9 protein-coding genes are annotated in these 14,801 nt (G+C 62.0%); 1 reads left to right on the top strand and 8 read right to left on the bottom strand.

All coding sequences use genetic code 11. The features are described from left to right. Positions 1–174: 174 nt before the first annotated feature. The 8 genes from J2Y83_RS15065 to J2Y83_RS15030 all read right to left on the bottom strand — a co-directional run bounded on the left by J2Y83_RS15065 (position 175) and on the right by J2Y83_RS15030 (position 9,399). Positions 175–1,815 carry a BatD family protein gene (locus J2Y83_RS15065; RefSeq protein WP_253396349.1) on the bottom strand — a complete coding sequence of 547 codons (1,641 nt, stop codon included), beginning with the start codon at positions 1,813–1,815 and terminating at the stop codon, positions 175–177. Then, complete coding sequence (locus tag J2Y83_RS15060) at positions 1,812–3,551, bottom strand: tetratricopeptide repeat protein (protein ID WP_253396348.1); 1,740 nt, start codon at positions 3,549–3,551, stop codon at positions 1,812–1,814. Before J2Y83_RS15060 ends, J2Y83_RS15065 begins: the two co-directional genes overlap by 4 nt. After that, positions 3,548–4,636, bottom strand: coding sequence for a vWA domain-containing protein (locus J2Y83_RS15055; protein WP_253396347.1), 1,089 nt, complete (start codon positions 4,634–4,636; stop codon positions 3,548–3,550). The genes J2Y83_RS15060 and J2Y83_RS15055 overlap by 4 nt, the downstream gene beginning before the upstream one ends. Continuing rightward, positions 4,629–5,123 carry a DUF4381 domain-containing protein gene (locus tag J2Y83_RS15050; RefSeq protein ID WP_253396346.1) on the bottom strand — a complete coding sequence of 165 codons (495 nt, stop codon included), beginning with the start codon at positions 5,121–5,123 and terminating at the stop codon, positions 4,629–4,631. Before J2Y83_RS15050 ends, J2Y83_RS15055 begins: the two co-directional genes overlap by 8 nt. After that, entirely contained in the window at positions 5,120–6,052 is a 933-nt protein-coding gene (locus tag J2Y83_RS15045) for a DUF58 domain-containing protein (RefSeq protein WP_247401648.1), read from the bottom strand. Before J2Y83_RS15045 ends, J2Y83_RS15050 begins: the two co-directional genes overlap by 4 nt. 5 nt (positions 6,053–6,057) lie before the next feature. Then, entirely contained in the window at positions 6,058–7,017 is a 960-nt protein-coding gene (locus J2Y83_RS15040; protein WP_017739127.1) for an AAA family ATPase, read from the bottom strand. A gap of 147 nt (positions 7,018–7,164) precedes the next feature. Further along, positions 7,165–7,515, bottom strand: a complete 351-nt coding sequence (locus J2Y83_RS15035) for a hypothetical protein (RefSeq protein ID WP_253396345.1) — start codon at positions 7,513–7,515, stop codon at positions 7,165–7,167. 84 nt (positions 7,516–7,599) lie between these two features. Continuing rightward, on the bottom strand, positions 7,600–9,399 hold the full coding sequence (locus J2Y83_RS15030; protein ID WP_253396344.1) for a dermonecrotic toxin domain-containing protein: 1,800 nt from the start codon (positions 9,397–9,399) through the stop codon (positions 7,600–7,602). A gap of 531 nt (positions 9,400–9,930) precedes the next feature. Here J2Y83_RS15030 and J2Y83_RS15025 point away from each other — a divergent pair. Then, the gene (locus J2Y83_RS15025) at positions 9,931–14,799 is read left to right on the top strand and encodes an NAD-glutamate dehydrogenase (protein ID WP_253396343.1); all 4,869 of its coding nucleotides are present in this window, start codon (positions 9,931–9,933) and stop codon (positions 14,797–14,799) included. Positions 14,800–14,801: the final 2 nt, after the last annotated feature.

The raw sequence follows: 14,801 nt of genomic DNA, 5'->3' as shown, positions 1-14,801 counted from the left end.
GACCAGGCGACGCAGATCGAATGTGGGAGGGGGCTTGCCCCCGATGGCGGCGTGTCAGACAACATCATAATTGACTGATACACCGCTATCGGGGTGGCGGTGGGTCCGCTTGCTCAGTGTTGACTGGCCAATCACCGCACCCGACTCTCGATTCGCGACGTATCGGGAGGGGGGCTATTTGGGATACAACGGCGGCAAGCTGGTGGTATCGGTCGTCGGGTCTTGCTCGCGTTCGGCCATCGGAATGGCTTTAACCGCGCGCCACAGTTCTTCACCCAGCCAGTAGTGGCCGCTTTCGCTGTACAGCGCGCCGTTCAGACCGTCCAGTGCATCGGACAGCGGCACGAAGCGCGCGGCCATGTCGGCCAGGGTTTCCGGTTGTTGCCTGGCCCAGGCGTCGAGGGCCTGGCGGGTGGCCTGGGGGTCGTTGGCCTGGGTCGCGCGCTTGAGGTCGTCGAGCAGGGTGCGCGGGCTTGGGCCGGTTTGTGCGGCGCGCTGCACCGCCGGTTGGCGACGCGCACGCCACCACAGGCCGAAACCCAGCAATGTAGTGCAGGCGAGGAGCAGGGTGCTCAGTTGCCACAGCCACAGGCGGCTATCGTCGGGGGCGGTGATGATGGTCGGTGTGGCGGGCGTGTCCACCACCAGGCTCGGGTTATTCGCCACTTGCAGGGTGCGGGCGGGCAGGCTGGTGCGTTCGAGGTGGTCTTCATGGGTGTTCCACCACACCACTTCCACCGCCGGCAATTCCAGGGCGCCGGCGCGGGTGGGTACCAGGGCTTCGCGGTCTTCACGGCTGCCGATCAGGCCACGGTCGTTGTTCTGGTTGCCGAGTACCGGTTGGTCCGGGTAGCGGCGCAGACCATTGATCTCGGTGCTCGGCAACCCCGGCAGTTGTGCGCTGGACAGGCCTTCGGCCTTGACCGTCAAGCTGCGGGTCAGGGAATCGCCGATCTGCACGTGGTCCGGCTCGGGGTTCCAGTTTTCGCTCAGGGTCAGGCTGCGTGCCGGTAGCCACGGCGCATCGGCGGGGTACAACTCGGGCTTGGGTTTGACCGTCAACTCGATGGGCGCGGTGCTGACGTGAATCAGCTTGCCCGGCTTGGTGCCTTGCAGCGTGTTCTCCTGCGGCGGGCGCGATTCCACCAAGGTTGCGCTGAAGGTCTGCGCCGCAATCGTCAGGTTGCCGCTGTGCTGCGGGTAGATCGCGTAGCGGGTTTCGATCACGCCATGGCGAATGCTGTTGATGACTTTCTCGTAGGTGCGCGATTCGCCCAGTTGCTCGATACGCGCGTCGGGAATCTGCAGCGGTGTGAGGCTGCTGTCGTCGTACAGCGACACCGAGTGATACACGCGTACCGTCAACAGCGTCTGGGCTTGAACGTACACGCTGTTCTGGTCGAGGTTGGACTCGACGAACACCGGCGCGAGTTCGGCGTTGGTGTCCTGGCTGGTGGTTTCCAACACTTGCAGGCTGATCGGCTGGGTCGTGTATTCACCCACTTGCAATGGCGGGATCACCACGGTGCCGTTTTCCTTGGGCAGCAGAGTGATGATCCAGCGCGTGGTGGCGTGGTTGTCGCCGCCGAGGGTGGTGAGTTGGTTGATCTGGCGGGTGCCGCTGACTTCGAACTGCGCATCCAGCGGCGACAGGTCGGGTTTGCCGAACTGGGTGACGTCGCTGGATTCCACCGTCAGCTCCACCGTTTCCCCGGCGTTGAGGCGGCTGCGGTCGACGCTCGCGACCAGGTTCGCCGCCTGGGCGTGGCCTGCCGATAACGCGAGCAGAAGCAGAAGGGTGGTGCGGCGGCTCATCGAGTCTTGTCCTGATGCTGTTGCTGTTCGTACCAGAATTTGCGGCGCAGCAGTTCGCCGGGGTTGTCCGGGATCTCCTGCAGCCATTGTTCCAGGGCCTGGCGATGTTCATCGTCCAGGCTGGCGTCGCTCGGGCGCAGCGGCGGGGTGGTGGTTTGCTCATCCCCCAGTTCGCTGCCTGGCACGTCATTACCGCCCGCCTGTGGCGTGGCGCCGGCCTGGGTGTCGCCGGTGCCGGCCTCGCCTTGGCTGGGGGACGATGGCTCGCCACTCGTGGCACTTTGCCCGCTGGTGCCCGGTTGCGCAGTTTGGCCGGGTTGGGTGGTTTCGTCATCTTCGTTTTTTGCAGGCTTGGTCGACTCGGGCTGCGCCTGTTGTTGTATCAGGCTTTCCACCAGTGCCTTGTTTTTCAGGGCCGGCAGCAGATCAGGCTGGGCTTCCAGCGCCTGCTCGTAGGCGTCGATGGCCGCTTCCAGCTCACCGGACCTGGCCAGCGCGTTGCCGCGATTGTAGTGGGAGTAGGCGTCGCTGCCCTCGGCAAAGCGCTTGATGGCTTCGGCGTAGTTACCCGCCTCGTACAGCGCCACGCCTTGCCATTGCGGGTCTTTGAAGTGTTCGGCGGCTTCGGCGGGGCGTTTTTTCTTCAGCAGGTACTGGCCTTGCTGGTCGGGGCGCAGCCACAGGTCCTGGAGTTCGAAGGCATAGCTGGGCTGCGGCGCGCCCAATAGCAGCAATGGCAGGCAGAACAGCCAGCCACGGCGCCCGGCGCAGGCCGCCAGCAGCAACAGCGGCAGCAGCAGCCAGTAACCCTGGTCGGCCCAGGTGTCGAGGTGCAGCAGTTGGCCGTCGTTGCGCAGGGCCTGCGGCGCGTCGAGCATGCCGAGTTGGCGCAGGTCCTTGTCGTCCAGGCGCGCGGCACGGTAGCGGCCGCCCATTTCGTCGGCGAAGGCTTTGAGGGTCGGGCTGTCGAGGCGCGGTACTAGGATTGCACCCTGTTCGTCCTTGAGGAACTCGCCGCTCTCCAGGGTCACCGGGGTGCCTTCGCGACTGCCGATGCCGAGGATCGACAGGCTTGGCGCCTGGCCGCCTTGCAGCAGCAAGCGGATGCCCTGGCGCTCCTGCTTGGACAGCGATGAGCCGATCAGCAACAGGCGGCCCTGGCCGAGGCCGCCGTGCTTGAGCAGGTCCAGGGCTTTCTCCACGGCCAGGTCGGCGCGGTGGCCGGGTTCAGGCATCAACGAGGGGCGTAGCGCTTCGAGCAGGTTGCGGCTGGTGGCCAGGTCGTCCGACAGCGGCACCAGGGTGTGGGCGCTGCCGGCATACACGACGATGGCGGTTTGTGCGTCGCTGCGCGCCTGCAACAAGTCATACAGTTTGCGCCGCGCCTGTTCCAGGCGGCTGGGTGGGCTGTCGGTGGCGAGCATTTGCGGGGTCAGTTCGAGCAGCACCACCAGCGGATCGGAAGGCTTCTGGCTGGCCTGCTCCACCCGTTGCCAACTGGGGCCGAGCAAGGCCAGCACCGCCAGCAGCCAGGCGATACCGAGCAGCACCCACGGCGATTTGCTTTCGCGCCCGTTGCCACCGCTGAGCAGCACGGCATGGAACGCCGGCGGCAGGATCATCTGCCAGCGCCCGGCGCGCTTTTGTCGATGCCAGAGTTGCCACAGCAACCAGCCGAGCAGCGGCAGCAGCAACAGCCACCAGGGACGGAACCAGTGCGGCCACAGGTCGATCATCGACGCCTCCGCAAACGCAGGCGTTTGAGGCGCTGGCGCCATTCAGGGTGTTGTTGCAGAAAATGCCCCTTGCTCGACAGTTTGTCGAACAGCCGTTGCAGGGCGTTGTCCGGCCAGCGCTCCTGCACCACCAGCAACAGGCTGAGAATCAGCGCCAATGCCAGGGGCCCGCTGTACAGCGCCTGCGCCGGGCGCGCCTGGGTGGGTTGCTGTTCGACGGGTTCGAGTTGGTCGAGGGTTTCCTTGACCGCTTGCAGCTCTGCGCCATCGCGGGCACGGAAGTAGCGGCCACCGGTAGTCTCGGCGATAGCCTTGAGCGCCGGTTCGTCGAGATCCAGGCTCGGGTTGACGCCCAGGATGCCGAGGGAGCCGGTTTGTTCAGGATCGGCGCCGATACCGATCGGGTAGATCTTCACGCCTTCTTCAGCGGCCAGGCGTGCGGCGGTCAGTGGGTCGATCCGGCCTCCGTTGTTGGCGCCGTCCGTCACTAGGATCAGTACACGGCTTTGTGCCGGGCGCTGGCGCAGGCGTTTCAAGGCCAGGCCGATGGCGTCTCCGATGGCGGTGTTCTTGCCGGCGATGCCGATGCGCGCTTCATCGAGCCAGGTGCGTACCGTGCGGCGGTCGAAGGTCAGCGGCGCTTGCAGGTAGGCTTGGCTGCCGAACAGGATCAGGCCGACACGATCGCCTTCGCGCCCTTCAAGAAAATCGCCGAGCAGGTGCTTGACCAAGGTCAGGCGGCTGACGTCTTCGTCCTGCCAGTGCATGTCGGGAAAATCCATGGAGCCGGACACGTCCACTGCCACCAGTAAATCGCGGCCACTGGCGGCAATCGGCAGCGGCTCACCGAGCCATTCCGGGCGGGCGGCGGCGGTCAACAGCAGCAGCCACAGCACGACGAAAGGCGCCTGTTGCCGCCAGCCCGGCAGGTTCGAGCGGGCACGGCGGCCCGCCAGGCCTTCGAGGTCGCTGAGGTAGCTGACTTTCAGCGCTGGCTCACCGCTGTCGGCTGCCGGCAGCAACAGGCGCATCAGCCAGGGCAGTGGCAACAGGGCGAAGATCCACGGCCAGGCGAACTCAAACATGTTTGCGAATCCAGGTGTCGACCGCCTGGGTCAGGCCGGCGATGGCTTTGTCGTCGAGTTTGCATTCGGGTTTATAGGCGCCTTCCACCAGCACCATCCAGCGCGTGAGGCCGGCGGCGGGGCAGCGGTTATCGAGAAACGCCAGCCATTTGCGGCCATTGAGGGTGTGGCTCTGGCTGTAGGGGTAGTCGTTGCGGCATAAGCGCTTGAGCAAGCCATTGAGTTGCTGCAACCAGGCCCCGGCCGGCGCGCCGTCGTAGGGTTTGGGCATCAGCGCCAGTTCGGCCAGGGCGGCGATGCGCAGCGGGTCCAGCGGTTGTTCGGCGCGGGACATGGGGCGCTGCGCGGGCAGGAAACGGCGCAGCGACCACACGCCCCAGCCCAGCAGCGGGATCACCAGCAGCAACAGCCACCAGCCTGGCGCGGGCGGCCAGAAGCTGATCGCGGGCGGGGCGATCAGCGGTTGGAGTTGGTCGAGGCTGCTCATTGCTTTTTAACCGGACGTTGCGGGTTGAGGTATTCGCGCAGTTGCTCGACCATTTCGCTCTGGGTGCTCAAGGGCATCAGCAATACCCGCAGTTTCTGCGCGAGCAGCTCCCAGCGGGCGATGCGCGCTTCGGCCTGGGCCTTGTAGGCCTGGCGCAAATCGAAGTTCAGCGTGTCCAGTTCCAGTTGCGCACCGCGCTCGGCAAAGCGCAGCAGCCCGGCGGCGGGCAGGGCATGGTCGAGCGGGTCGGAGATCGGCAACAGCAGCAGGTCGCAGTGGCGTGACAACAGGCTCAGTTGTTGTTCGGCGCCTTCGGTCAGTGCGCGCTCGTCGCAGATCACGATCACCAGGCTGCCCGGGCGCAGCACTTCACGGCCACGGCGCAGGGCCATGCCCAGGGCGTCGGTTTCCGGGTGGCTTTCGGTGTTCAGGCTCTGGTTGACCCGCACCAGGCGGTTGAGCAGTTGCAGCAGGCTTTGCTTGCTGCGTCGCGGTTTGATTTCGTAGTGCTCGTTGTCGCCGAAGACCAGCCCGCCGACGCGGTCGTTATGCCCTAGCGCCGCCCAGCCGATCAGGCTGGCCGCCTGGGCTGCGAGCACCGACTTGAACATCTGTCCCGAACCGAAAAACAAGCGGCAGCTTTGCTCGACCATGATGAAAATCGGGCGTTCGCGCTCTTCGTGGAACAGCTTGGTGTGCGGTTCCTGGGTGCGCGCAGTCACGCGCCAATCGATGGTGCGCACATCGTCGCCAGCCTGGTAGACGCGTACCTGGTCGAAGTCGACCCCGCGCCCGCGCAGCTTGGAGTGGTGCAGGCCGATCAGTGGGCTGCGTTGGCTCGGCGTGGAAAACAGCTGCACTTCGCGCACGCGGTGGCGCATCTCAATCAATTCGCCGAGCGTGACGCGGACGCCTAAGCTTGCGTTTATCGATTTCAAGCGACGGCAACGACGTCGAGAATGCGTTGCACTACGCGGTCTTGGTCAATCCCGGCAGCTTCGGCCTCGAACGATAGAATGATGCGATGGCGCAGCACGTCGAACAGCACCGCCTGGATATCTTCCGGGCTGACGAAGTCACGCCCGGCCAGCCAAGCATGGGCACGGGCGCAGCGGTCAAGGGCGATCGAGCCGCGTGGGCTGGCGCCGTAGGCAATCCACTCGGCCATTTCCGGGTCGAATTTGGCCGGGGTGCGTGTGGCCATGACCAGTTGCACGAGGTATTCCTCCACCGCATCGGCCATGTACAGCCCGAGGATTTCCTTGCGTGCGGCAAAGATCGCCTGCTGGCTGACGCGGCGCTCGGGTTTGGTTTCACCATTGAGCGCCTCGCCACGGGCCTGCTGCAGGATGCGCCGCTCCACGGCAGCGTCCGGGAAACCGATCTTGACGTGCATCAGGAAACGGTCGAGCTGGGCTTCGGGCAGCGGGTAGGTGCCTTCCTGCTCGATGGGGTTTTGCGTGGCCATCACCAAAAACAGCGGCGACAGCTCGTAAGTACTGCGGCCCACACTGACCTGGCGCTCGGCCATGGCTTCGAGCAAGGCCGACTGCACCTTGGCCGGGGCGCGGTTGATTTCGTCCGCCAGCACCAGGTTGTGAAAGATCGGCCCTTGCTGGAACACGAAACTGCCGGTTTCGGGGCGATAGATCTCGGTACCGGTGATGTCGGCGGGCAACAGGTCGGGGGTGAACTGGATACGATGGAACTGCGCTTCAATACCTTCGGCCAACTCCTTGATGGCCTTGGTCTTGGCCAGGCCCGGCGCGCCTTCTACCAGCATATGGCCGTCGGCAAGCAAGGCGATCAACAGGCGATCGATGAGTTTTTCCTGGCCGAGAATCTGCGTAGAAAGAAAAGTTCGCAGCGCAAGCAGCGCTTCACGATGTTCCATCGATGACGGTTCCTGGAGAGATGAGCCCGGTGGTCGAGACGCAACGCCGGGCTTGGGAGGCTTACTTTAATGCATCGAGGGGGGTGGCGACTAACGGCGTAACGAGTATTTTTGGCAAAACCTGTAGGAATTTTGTGTGGGAGGCAATCACGCCCGGACGTAGGTGCCAGTGCCTTTGAGGATGTTTTGCAAGGTTTCCTCCACCTCGGCCAGGTCCGATGCGGCCGTGGCGTGGGTGATCGCCAGGAGATCCTTGCCACCCATTGCGTCGGCATCACCCGCTGCCAGCTCTACCCGCAAGGTCGTGTCACTCAGCGTGACCTTCAGCCCATCCAGGGTGGACGGCTCGTAATCCCAGGTCAGCTCCACTTCATCTTCATCGGGGTAGCGGGTCAGCATGAACATCTCGCCGCTTTGACCGTGGCAGCAGAGCATGGCCATGTTGTCTTCTTCTTCGTCACATGGGTTGACGATCAGGTTGGTAGTGATCAATTGCATGGCAGTCCTATGAGTTTATTGGCCGCAAAAGCAGGATTCTGCCACTGCGGCCATATTTATGTCGGTATGAATTCAATCCGTGCGTCATGGTTTGAGTGCAAAGGTTTTAACCGCGTTGGAGAACGGCGCCGCTGCGTTGCCAAGGGCGCTCGTCGCAATGGGTGTCACGGCTCGCCAGGCACCGTCGAGTATGCGATCAGGTCCGCCAGGCCGGTTATTGACCGTGTCATCTATTCCGATACCCACCCGCCCCAATCCCGTCCCTAACGAGAAAGCGGTCAGTAGATAACCTACAGGGGGGAAGGCGAACCCTAGTGGCGCAAGCACCGTGGTGCCCAAACTCAGATACCCCAACGCTCGGATGACGGTGTTTTTTGTATGGTCTGAATTGAGCACGAATTGGTAATACGCGTCTGATCGAGTGGCAGACTCGGTGCGTTTCTGAGTTTCCTTGAAGGGGTCGTCCACGGTCTTTCCGGCGAACATACCTCCTTCTTCCCAGGCGTGGAGCCGTTCGTAGTAGGCATCGGCACCTTGTTCTTTTGCCAGGTTTTGGTGGATCTGCAAGCGCTTTTGAATGCCGCCGTAAAACAGGGTGCTGGGTGCGTCGTCCATAAGGAAATGACTTAAAAATGAGTTTTCATTATGGGGGGCGGCAATGTGTGCGCCGAGCCACTTATTCATTTCTTTGGGTGAGTCGGACGGAATGATTTGTGGGTCGTTTCCTGGCATGAAGAGCAGCGTTCTCTGGGTTTTCTTGTCGCGAACATAGAATACGTCTGAAGACTGGGCGCCGCTGTAACTGAGGAATTTTATTTCCAGGTCAGGGTCTGGCTGATAGGGCTTGTTGAGATCGTCAGGTGTGAGTTGTGCGAATGATTTGCCGTGTGGCGTTCCGGCCGCCCGCTCAGCGAGTAGCAGGTCTTCTTTGCTCAGGGAGTGATTGTGATATTGCTGGCTGGCGGCCTGTAAGAAATTAAACTTTATACGTGTCGGATACGCTTTTCGGTTGGTGTCCCAATACTGATCAATGTATGTGTCGTATGGCTTTTTATAGGCGTGGTCCCACGTCATTTTCATAAAGTCGTCAGGCGACAGGGGAACCTGGTTTTCAGCGCTGTATGCGTTGGGAGACGAACTGCCGGGCTCGGTATAAATGCCTGTGTAGTGCGTTGAAATCCTTTCTCCGTCAGGCGCATTGAAGACGCCGTTGATACTGGGCTGGTCTTTAGAGTGCCTTGAGCTTTCTTGTATATCAAAGCTGGGCTTGCCGTTCTTATAGGTTGAATATCTAAACAGCGGCATGCCTGACGGTAGTTCTTCGCCCTGGATGTTTCGCATGGCTGCATCGGTGAGTGAGATTTTTCTTATGATATATCCCTTGTGGGGGCGCTTGTGCGAAGTGTGGTCGTAAGCGATGGTCGTCAAGTAGGTTTTATCTGGATCAACATCTAATCCAAATTGCTGTTTTATCTGATGTTTGACGTGCGCTGCCACAAGGTGTCTCGGGCCCGTAACAGGGGGGACGGTATCCGTTATGTGGTTTTCGAGCGCCGGGTTTCGAACGAAGGAACCTCGGTAGTCGGAGGAGGGGGCTCCACCAGGGTGTCCGTGGAATGCTCTTATTTCTTCGGCGTATGAGGGGGGCGCGTAATCCGGGAGATTATCGAGTTTCCATTGCGACGATTTGCCAGCGTTTTGCAGCTTCCACGTTTCGAACCGCTCTTGATCACTGGTCGGCTGCGGCCTGGGGGCCGGCTGATTGTATTTATCCCACTCGGCCGAATATACGCCGCTGTCGGCGAACGAAATCGGCGGTTTGATGTTGTCCGGTGACGGGATGGGTTGCGAAATGATGGGCGAGGGAGTTGTTGGCGTAATCATGATGGGCCTGCAATAGATGACAGTCGGTAAACCACGCTCCCTGTGTATTTTTTGATTGGCGGTTGGCGCAGGAAAAGTTCCCTGATGTTCGAGGTCTGTTGCTTGATGTGCTGTAGGTATGTGCCGACGGGCTTCGAGTGTGTTGGCTATCATTGGCTTGAAATCGGCGTCGGTGACCGGTTTTTTTGTAGTCTGGGAGGGTGTGGTTGCCCTTTGTGCAACCCTGCATTGCCAGCCGATGACCGAATATGTCGCAGCGCCGCAAGCAGCTGTCTTCCTACACTCGTTAAGCTGCGCAACGGATGTGCCCTCTGTCGGGAGCCAGACCTGCCCGTCATACCGTCGCCTGGCAAGGTGTACGTCTAATGGAAGTTGTATGTGACCTGATCGTCTTGTCCAGCTTCACCCACCTGTCACCCTGATTCGTTTATGGTGCTTACATCGTTACCTGCGAACAGAGCTGACGGTCTCCCCGCAAGGGGATAACACGCGACGCTTCCATCAATAACAAGCCCAAGCGGAGTACCACAGATGGCGTTCTTCACCGCAGCCAGCAAGGCCGACTTCCAGCATCAACTGCAAGCGGCACTGGCGCAGCACATCAGTGAACAGGCACTGCCACAAGTGGCGCTGTTCGCTGAACAATTTTTCGGCATCATTTCCCTGGACGAACTGACCCAACGTCGCCTTTCCGACTTGGCCGGTTGCACCCTGTCCGCCTGGCGCCTGCTTGAGCGCTTCGACCACACCGAACCCCAGGTGCGGGTCTACAACCCCGATTACGAACGTCATGGCTGGCAGTCGACCCACACTGCGGTCGAAGTACTGCACCATGACCTGCCATTTTTGGTCGACTCGGTACGCACCGAGCTGAACCGCCGTGGCTACAGCATCCACACCCTGCAAACCACCGTGCTCAGCGTGCGTCGTGGCAAAAAAGGTGAGTTGCTGGAAATCCTGCCTAAAGGCACCCAGGGCGAAGGCATCCAGCAAGAATCGCTGATGTACCTGGAAATCGACCGCTGCGCCAACGCCGCCGAACTGAACGTGCTGAGCAAAGAGCTGGAGCAGGTACTGGGCGAAGTGCGCGTGGCCGTGGCCGATTTCGAGCCGATGAAAGCCAAGGTCCAGGAACTGTTGGCCGGTATCGACGCCAGCCAGTTCAGCATCGACGGCGAAGAAAAAGCCGAGATCAAGAACTTCCTGGAATGGCTGGTGGGCAACCACTTCACCTTCCTCGGCTATGAAGAGTTTGTGGTACGTGACGAGGCGGACGGCGGTCATATCGAATATGACGCCGGCTCCTTCCTCGGTCTGACCAAGCTGCTGCGCGCCGGCCTCACCGCCGACGACCTGCGCATCGAAGACTACGCTGTGTCGTACCTGCGCGAACCGACCGTGCTGTCGTTCGCCAAGGCCGCGCACCCGAGCCGCGTGCATCGCCCGGCTTATCCGGACTACGTGTCGATCCGCGAGATCGACGCCGACGGCAAGGTCATCAAGGAATGCCGCTTCATGGGCCTGTACACCTCGTCGGTGTACGGCGAAAGCGTGCGGGTGATTCCTTATATCCGCCGCAAGGTCGCGGAAATCGAGCGCCGTTCGGGCTTCCAGGCCAAAGCGCACCTGGGCAAGGAATTGGCGCAGGTGGTCGAAGTACTGCCGCGTGACGACCTGTTCCAGACCCCGGTCGACGAGCTGTTCAGCACCGTAATGTCGATCGTGCAGATCCAGGAACGCAACAAGATCCGCGTGTTCCTGCGCAAAGACCCCTACGGGCGTTTCTGCTACTGCCTGGCCTACGTGCCGCGCGACATCTACTCCACTGAAGTGCGCCAGAAGATCCAGCAAGTGCTGATGGATCGCCTGAAAGCCTCGGACTGCGAGTTCTGGACGTTCTTCTCCGAGTCCGTGCTGGCCCGCGTGCAACTGATTCTGCGGGTCGACCCGAAAAACCGCCTGGACATCGACACGCTGCAGCTGGAAAAAGAAGTGGTGCAGGCCTGTCGCAGTTGGCAGGACGACTACTCCAGCCTGGTGGTCGAAAGTTTCGGCGAAGCCCACGGCACCAACGTGCTGGCGGACTTCCCGAAAGGTTTCCCGGCCGGCTACCGCGAGCGTTTTGCTGCGCATTCGGCCGTGGTCGACATGCAGCACTTGCTCAGCCTGACTGAAGCCAACCCGCTGGTGATGAGCTTCTATCAGCCGCTGGGCCAGGTGTCCGGCCAGCGTGAGCTGCATTGCAAGCTCTACCATGCCGACACCCCGCTGGCGCTGTCCGACGTATTGCCGATCCTGGAAAACCTCGGCCTGCGCGTGCTGGGTGAATTCCCGTACCGCCTGCGTCACGCCAATGGTCGCGAGTTCTGGATCCATGATTTCGCGTTCATTGCCGCCGAAGGCGTGAACCTGGATATCCAGCAGCTCAACGACACCCTGCAGGACGCGTTCGTGCATATCGTGCATGGCGACGCCGAGAACGATGCGTTCAACCGCCTGGTACTCACTGCTGGCCTGCCGTGGCGCGACGTGGCGCTGCTGCGTGCCTACGCCCGCTACATGAAGCAGATCCGCCTGGGCTTCGACCTGGGTTACATCGCCAGCACCCTGAACAACCACACCGACATCGCCCGCGAGTTGACCCGGTTGTTCAAGACGCGCTTCTACCTGGCGCGCAAGCTCACCGCCGACGACCTGGAAGACAAGCAGCAACGCCTGGAACAAGCGATTCTCAGCGCCCTGGACGAGGTTCAGGTGCTCAACGAAGACCGCATCCTGCGGCGCTACCTGGATCTGATCAAGGCCACCCTGCGCACCAACTTCTACCAGACCGACGCCAACGGCCAGAACAAGGCGTACTTCAGCTTCAAGTTCGACCCGCGGGCCATTCCCGAGCTGCCCAAGCCGGTGCCGAAGTTTGAAATCTTCGTCTATTCGCCACGCGTCGAAGGCGTGCACCTGCGCTTTGGCAACGTTGCGCGTGGCGGCCTGCGTTGGTCCGACCGTGAAGAAGACTACCGCACCGAAGTGCTCGGCCTGGTCAAAGCCCAGCAAGTGAAGAACTCGGTGATCGTGCCGGTGGGCGCCAAGGGCGGCTTCCTGCCGCGTCGCCTGCCATTGGGCGGCAGCCGCGACGAGATTGCGGCCGAGGGCATCGCCTGCTACCGCATCTTCATTTGCGGCCTGTTGGACATCACCGACAACCTCAAGGACGGCGCCCTGGTGCCGCCGGTCAACGTCGTGCGGCATGACGGCGATGACCCGTACCTGGTCGTCGCCGCCGACAAAGGCACCGCGACGTTCTCCGATATCGCCAACGGCATCGCCATCGACTACGGCTTCTGGCTGGGCGACGCGTTCGCTTCCGGTGGTTCGGCCGGTTACGACCACAAGAAAATGGGCATCACCGCCAAGGGCGCGTGGGTCGGTGTGCAGCGTCACTTCCGTGAGCGCGGCATCAACGTGCAGGAAGACAGCATCACGGTGGTTGGTGTCGGCGATATGGCCGGTGACGTGTTCGGTAACGGCCTGTTGATGTCCGACAAACTGCAACTGGTCGCGGCCTTCAACCACCTGCATATCTTCATCGACCCGAACCCGAACCCGGCGACCAGCTTCGTCGAGCGTCAGCGCATGTTCGAGCTGCCGCGTTCGGCGTGGACCGACTACGACACCAGCATCATGTCCGAAGGCGGCGGCATCTTCTCGCGCAGCGCGAAGAGCATTGCCATCTCGGCGCAGATGAAAGAACGCTTCGACATCAAGGCCGACAAGCTGACCCCGACCGAACTGCTGAACGCCTTGCTCAAGGCGCCGGTAGACCTGTTGTGGAACGGCGGGATCGGGACTTACGTCAAGGCCAGCACCGAAAGCCATGCCGATGTGGGCGACAAGGCCAACGACGCGCTGCGCGTCAACGGCAACGAGCTGCGCTGCAAGGTGGTGGGCGAGGGCGGTAACCTCGGCATGACCCAACTGGGGCGTGTGGAATTCGGCCTCAATGGCGGCGGTTCGAACACCGACTTCATCGACAACGCCGGTGGCGTGGACTGTTCCGACCACGAAGTGAACATCAAGATCCTGCTCAACGAAGTGGTGCAGGCCGGCGACATGACCGACAAGCAACGCAACCAGTTGCTGGCGAGCATGACCGACGAAGTCGGCAGCCTGGTGTTGGGCAACAACTACAAGCAAACCCAGGCCCTGTCCCTGGCCGCGCGCCGTGCCTACGAGCGTGCCGCCGAGTACAAGCGCCTGATGAGCGACCTGGAAAGCCGTGGCAAGCTGGACCGCGCCATCGAGTACCTGCCGACCGAGGAACAGCTCGTCGAGCGAGCCGGCACCGGCAAGGGGCTGACCCGTCCGGAGCTTTCGGTGTTGATCTCCTACAGCAAGATCGACCTCAAGGAAGCCCTGCTCAAGTCGCAGGTGCCGGATGACGAGTACCTGACCCGTGACATGGAGACCGCGTTCCCACCGAGCCTGGTGGCCAAGTTCGGCGAGGCGATGCGTCGCCACCGTCTGAAGCGTGAGATCGTCAGCACCCAGATCGCCAACGACCTGGTCAACCACATGGGCATCACCTTCGTGCAGCGGCTCAAAGAGTCGACCGGCATGAGCCCGGCCAACGTGGCGGGCGCCTATGTGATCGTGCGCGACATTTTCCATCTCCCGCACTGGTTCCGTCAGATCGAAGCCCTGGACCACCAGGTGTCTGCCGACGTGCAACTGGAGTTGATGGACGAGCTGATGCGCCTGGGCCGTCGTGCCACGCGCTGGTTCCTGCGCAGCCGTCGCAACGAGCAGGACGCCGGGCGTGACACCGCGCACTTCGGTCCGCACCTGGCCGCACTGGGCCTCAAGCTCGACGAACTGCTGGAAGGCCCGACTCGTGAAGGTTGGCAGAACCGCTATCAGGCCTACACCGAAGCCGGCGTACCCGAGTTGTTGGCACGCATGGTTGCAGGCACTACCCACCTGTACACCTTGCTGCCGATCATCGAAGCCGCCGACGTGACCGGGCATGACGCCGCCGAAGTGGCCAAGGCCTACTTCGCCGTCGGCAGCGCCCTGGACTTGCCGTGGTACCTGCAGCAGATCAGCGATCTGCCGGTAGCCAACAACTGGCAGGCCCAGGCCCGCGAAGCCTTCCGCGACGACGTGGACTGGCAGCAACGGGCGATCACCATTTCCGTACTGCAAATGGCCGACGCGCCACAAGACATGGAAGCCCGCGTGGCCCTGTGGCTTGAGCAGCACCAGGACATGGCCGATCGCTGGCGCGCAATGATGGTGGAAATCCGTGCTGCGGTCGGCACGGACTACGCCATGTATGCGGTGGCCAACCGTGAGTTGCTCGACTTGGCGTTGAGTGGTCAGCCGGTGCTGCAATCGGCTTGATT

Origin of the sequence: Pseudomonas marginalis, from assembly GCF_024169655.1 — a bacterium.
GTDB lineage: Bacteria > Pseudomonadota > Gammaproteobacteria > Pseudomonadales > Pseudomonadaceae > Aquipseudomonas > Aquipseudomonas paraveronii.
This window is presented reverse-complemented; position numbering and strand designations above follow the sequence as displayed.

Excerpts from the sequence above, each read along its gene's own strand:
- J2Y83_RS15065 (WP_253396349.1), bottom strand. The coding sequence starts at position 1,815 with ATGAGCCGCCGCACCACCCTTCTGCTTCTGCTCGCGTTATCGGCAGGC.
- J2Y83_RS15060 (WP_253396348.1), bottom strand. The coding sequence starts at position 3,551 with ATGATCGACCTGTGGCCGCACTGGTTCCGTCCCTGGTGGCTGTTGCTG.
- J2Y83_RS15055 (WP_253396347.1), bottom strand. The coding sequence starts at position 4,636 with ATGTTTGAGTTCGCCTGGCCGTGGATCTTCGCCCTGTTGCCACTGCCC.
- J2Y83_RS15050 (WP_253396346.1), bottom strand. The coding sequence starts at position 5,123 with ATGAGCAGCCTCGACCAACTCCAACCGCTGATCGCCCCGCCCGCGATC.
- J2Y83_RS15040 (WP_017739127.1), bottom strand. The coding sequence starts at position 7,017 with ATGGAACATCGTGAAGCGCTGCTTGCGCTGCGAACTTTTCTTTCTACG.
- J2Y83_RS15035 (WP_253396345.1), bottom strand. The coding sequence starts at position 7,515 with ATGCAATTGATCACTACCAACCTGATCGTCAACCCATGTGACGAAGAA.
- J2Y83_RS15030 (WP_253396344.1), bottom strand. The coding sequence starts at position 9,399 with ATGATTACGCCAACAACTCCCTCGCCCATCATTTCGCAACCCATCCCG.
- J2Y83_RS15025 (WP_253396343.1), top strand. The coding sequence starts at position 9,931 with ATGGCGTTCTTCACCGCAGCCAGCAAGGCCGACTTCCAGCATCAACTG.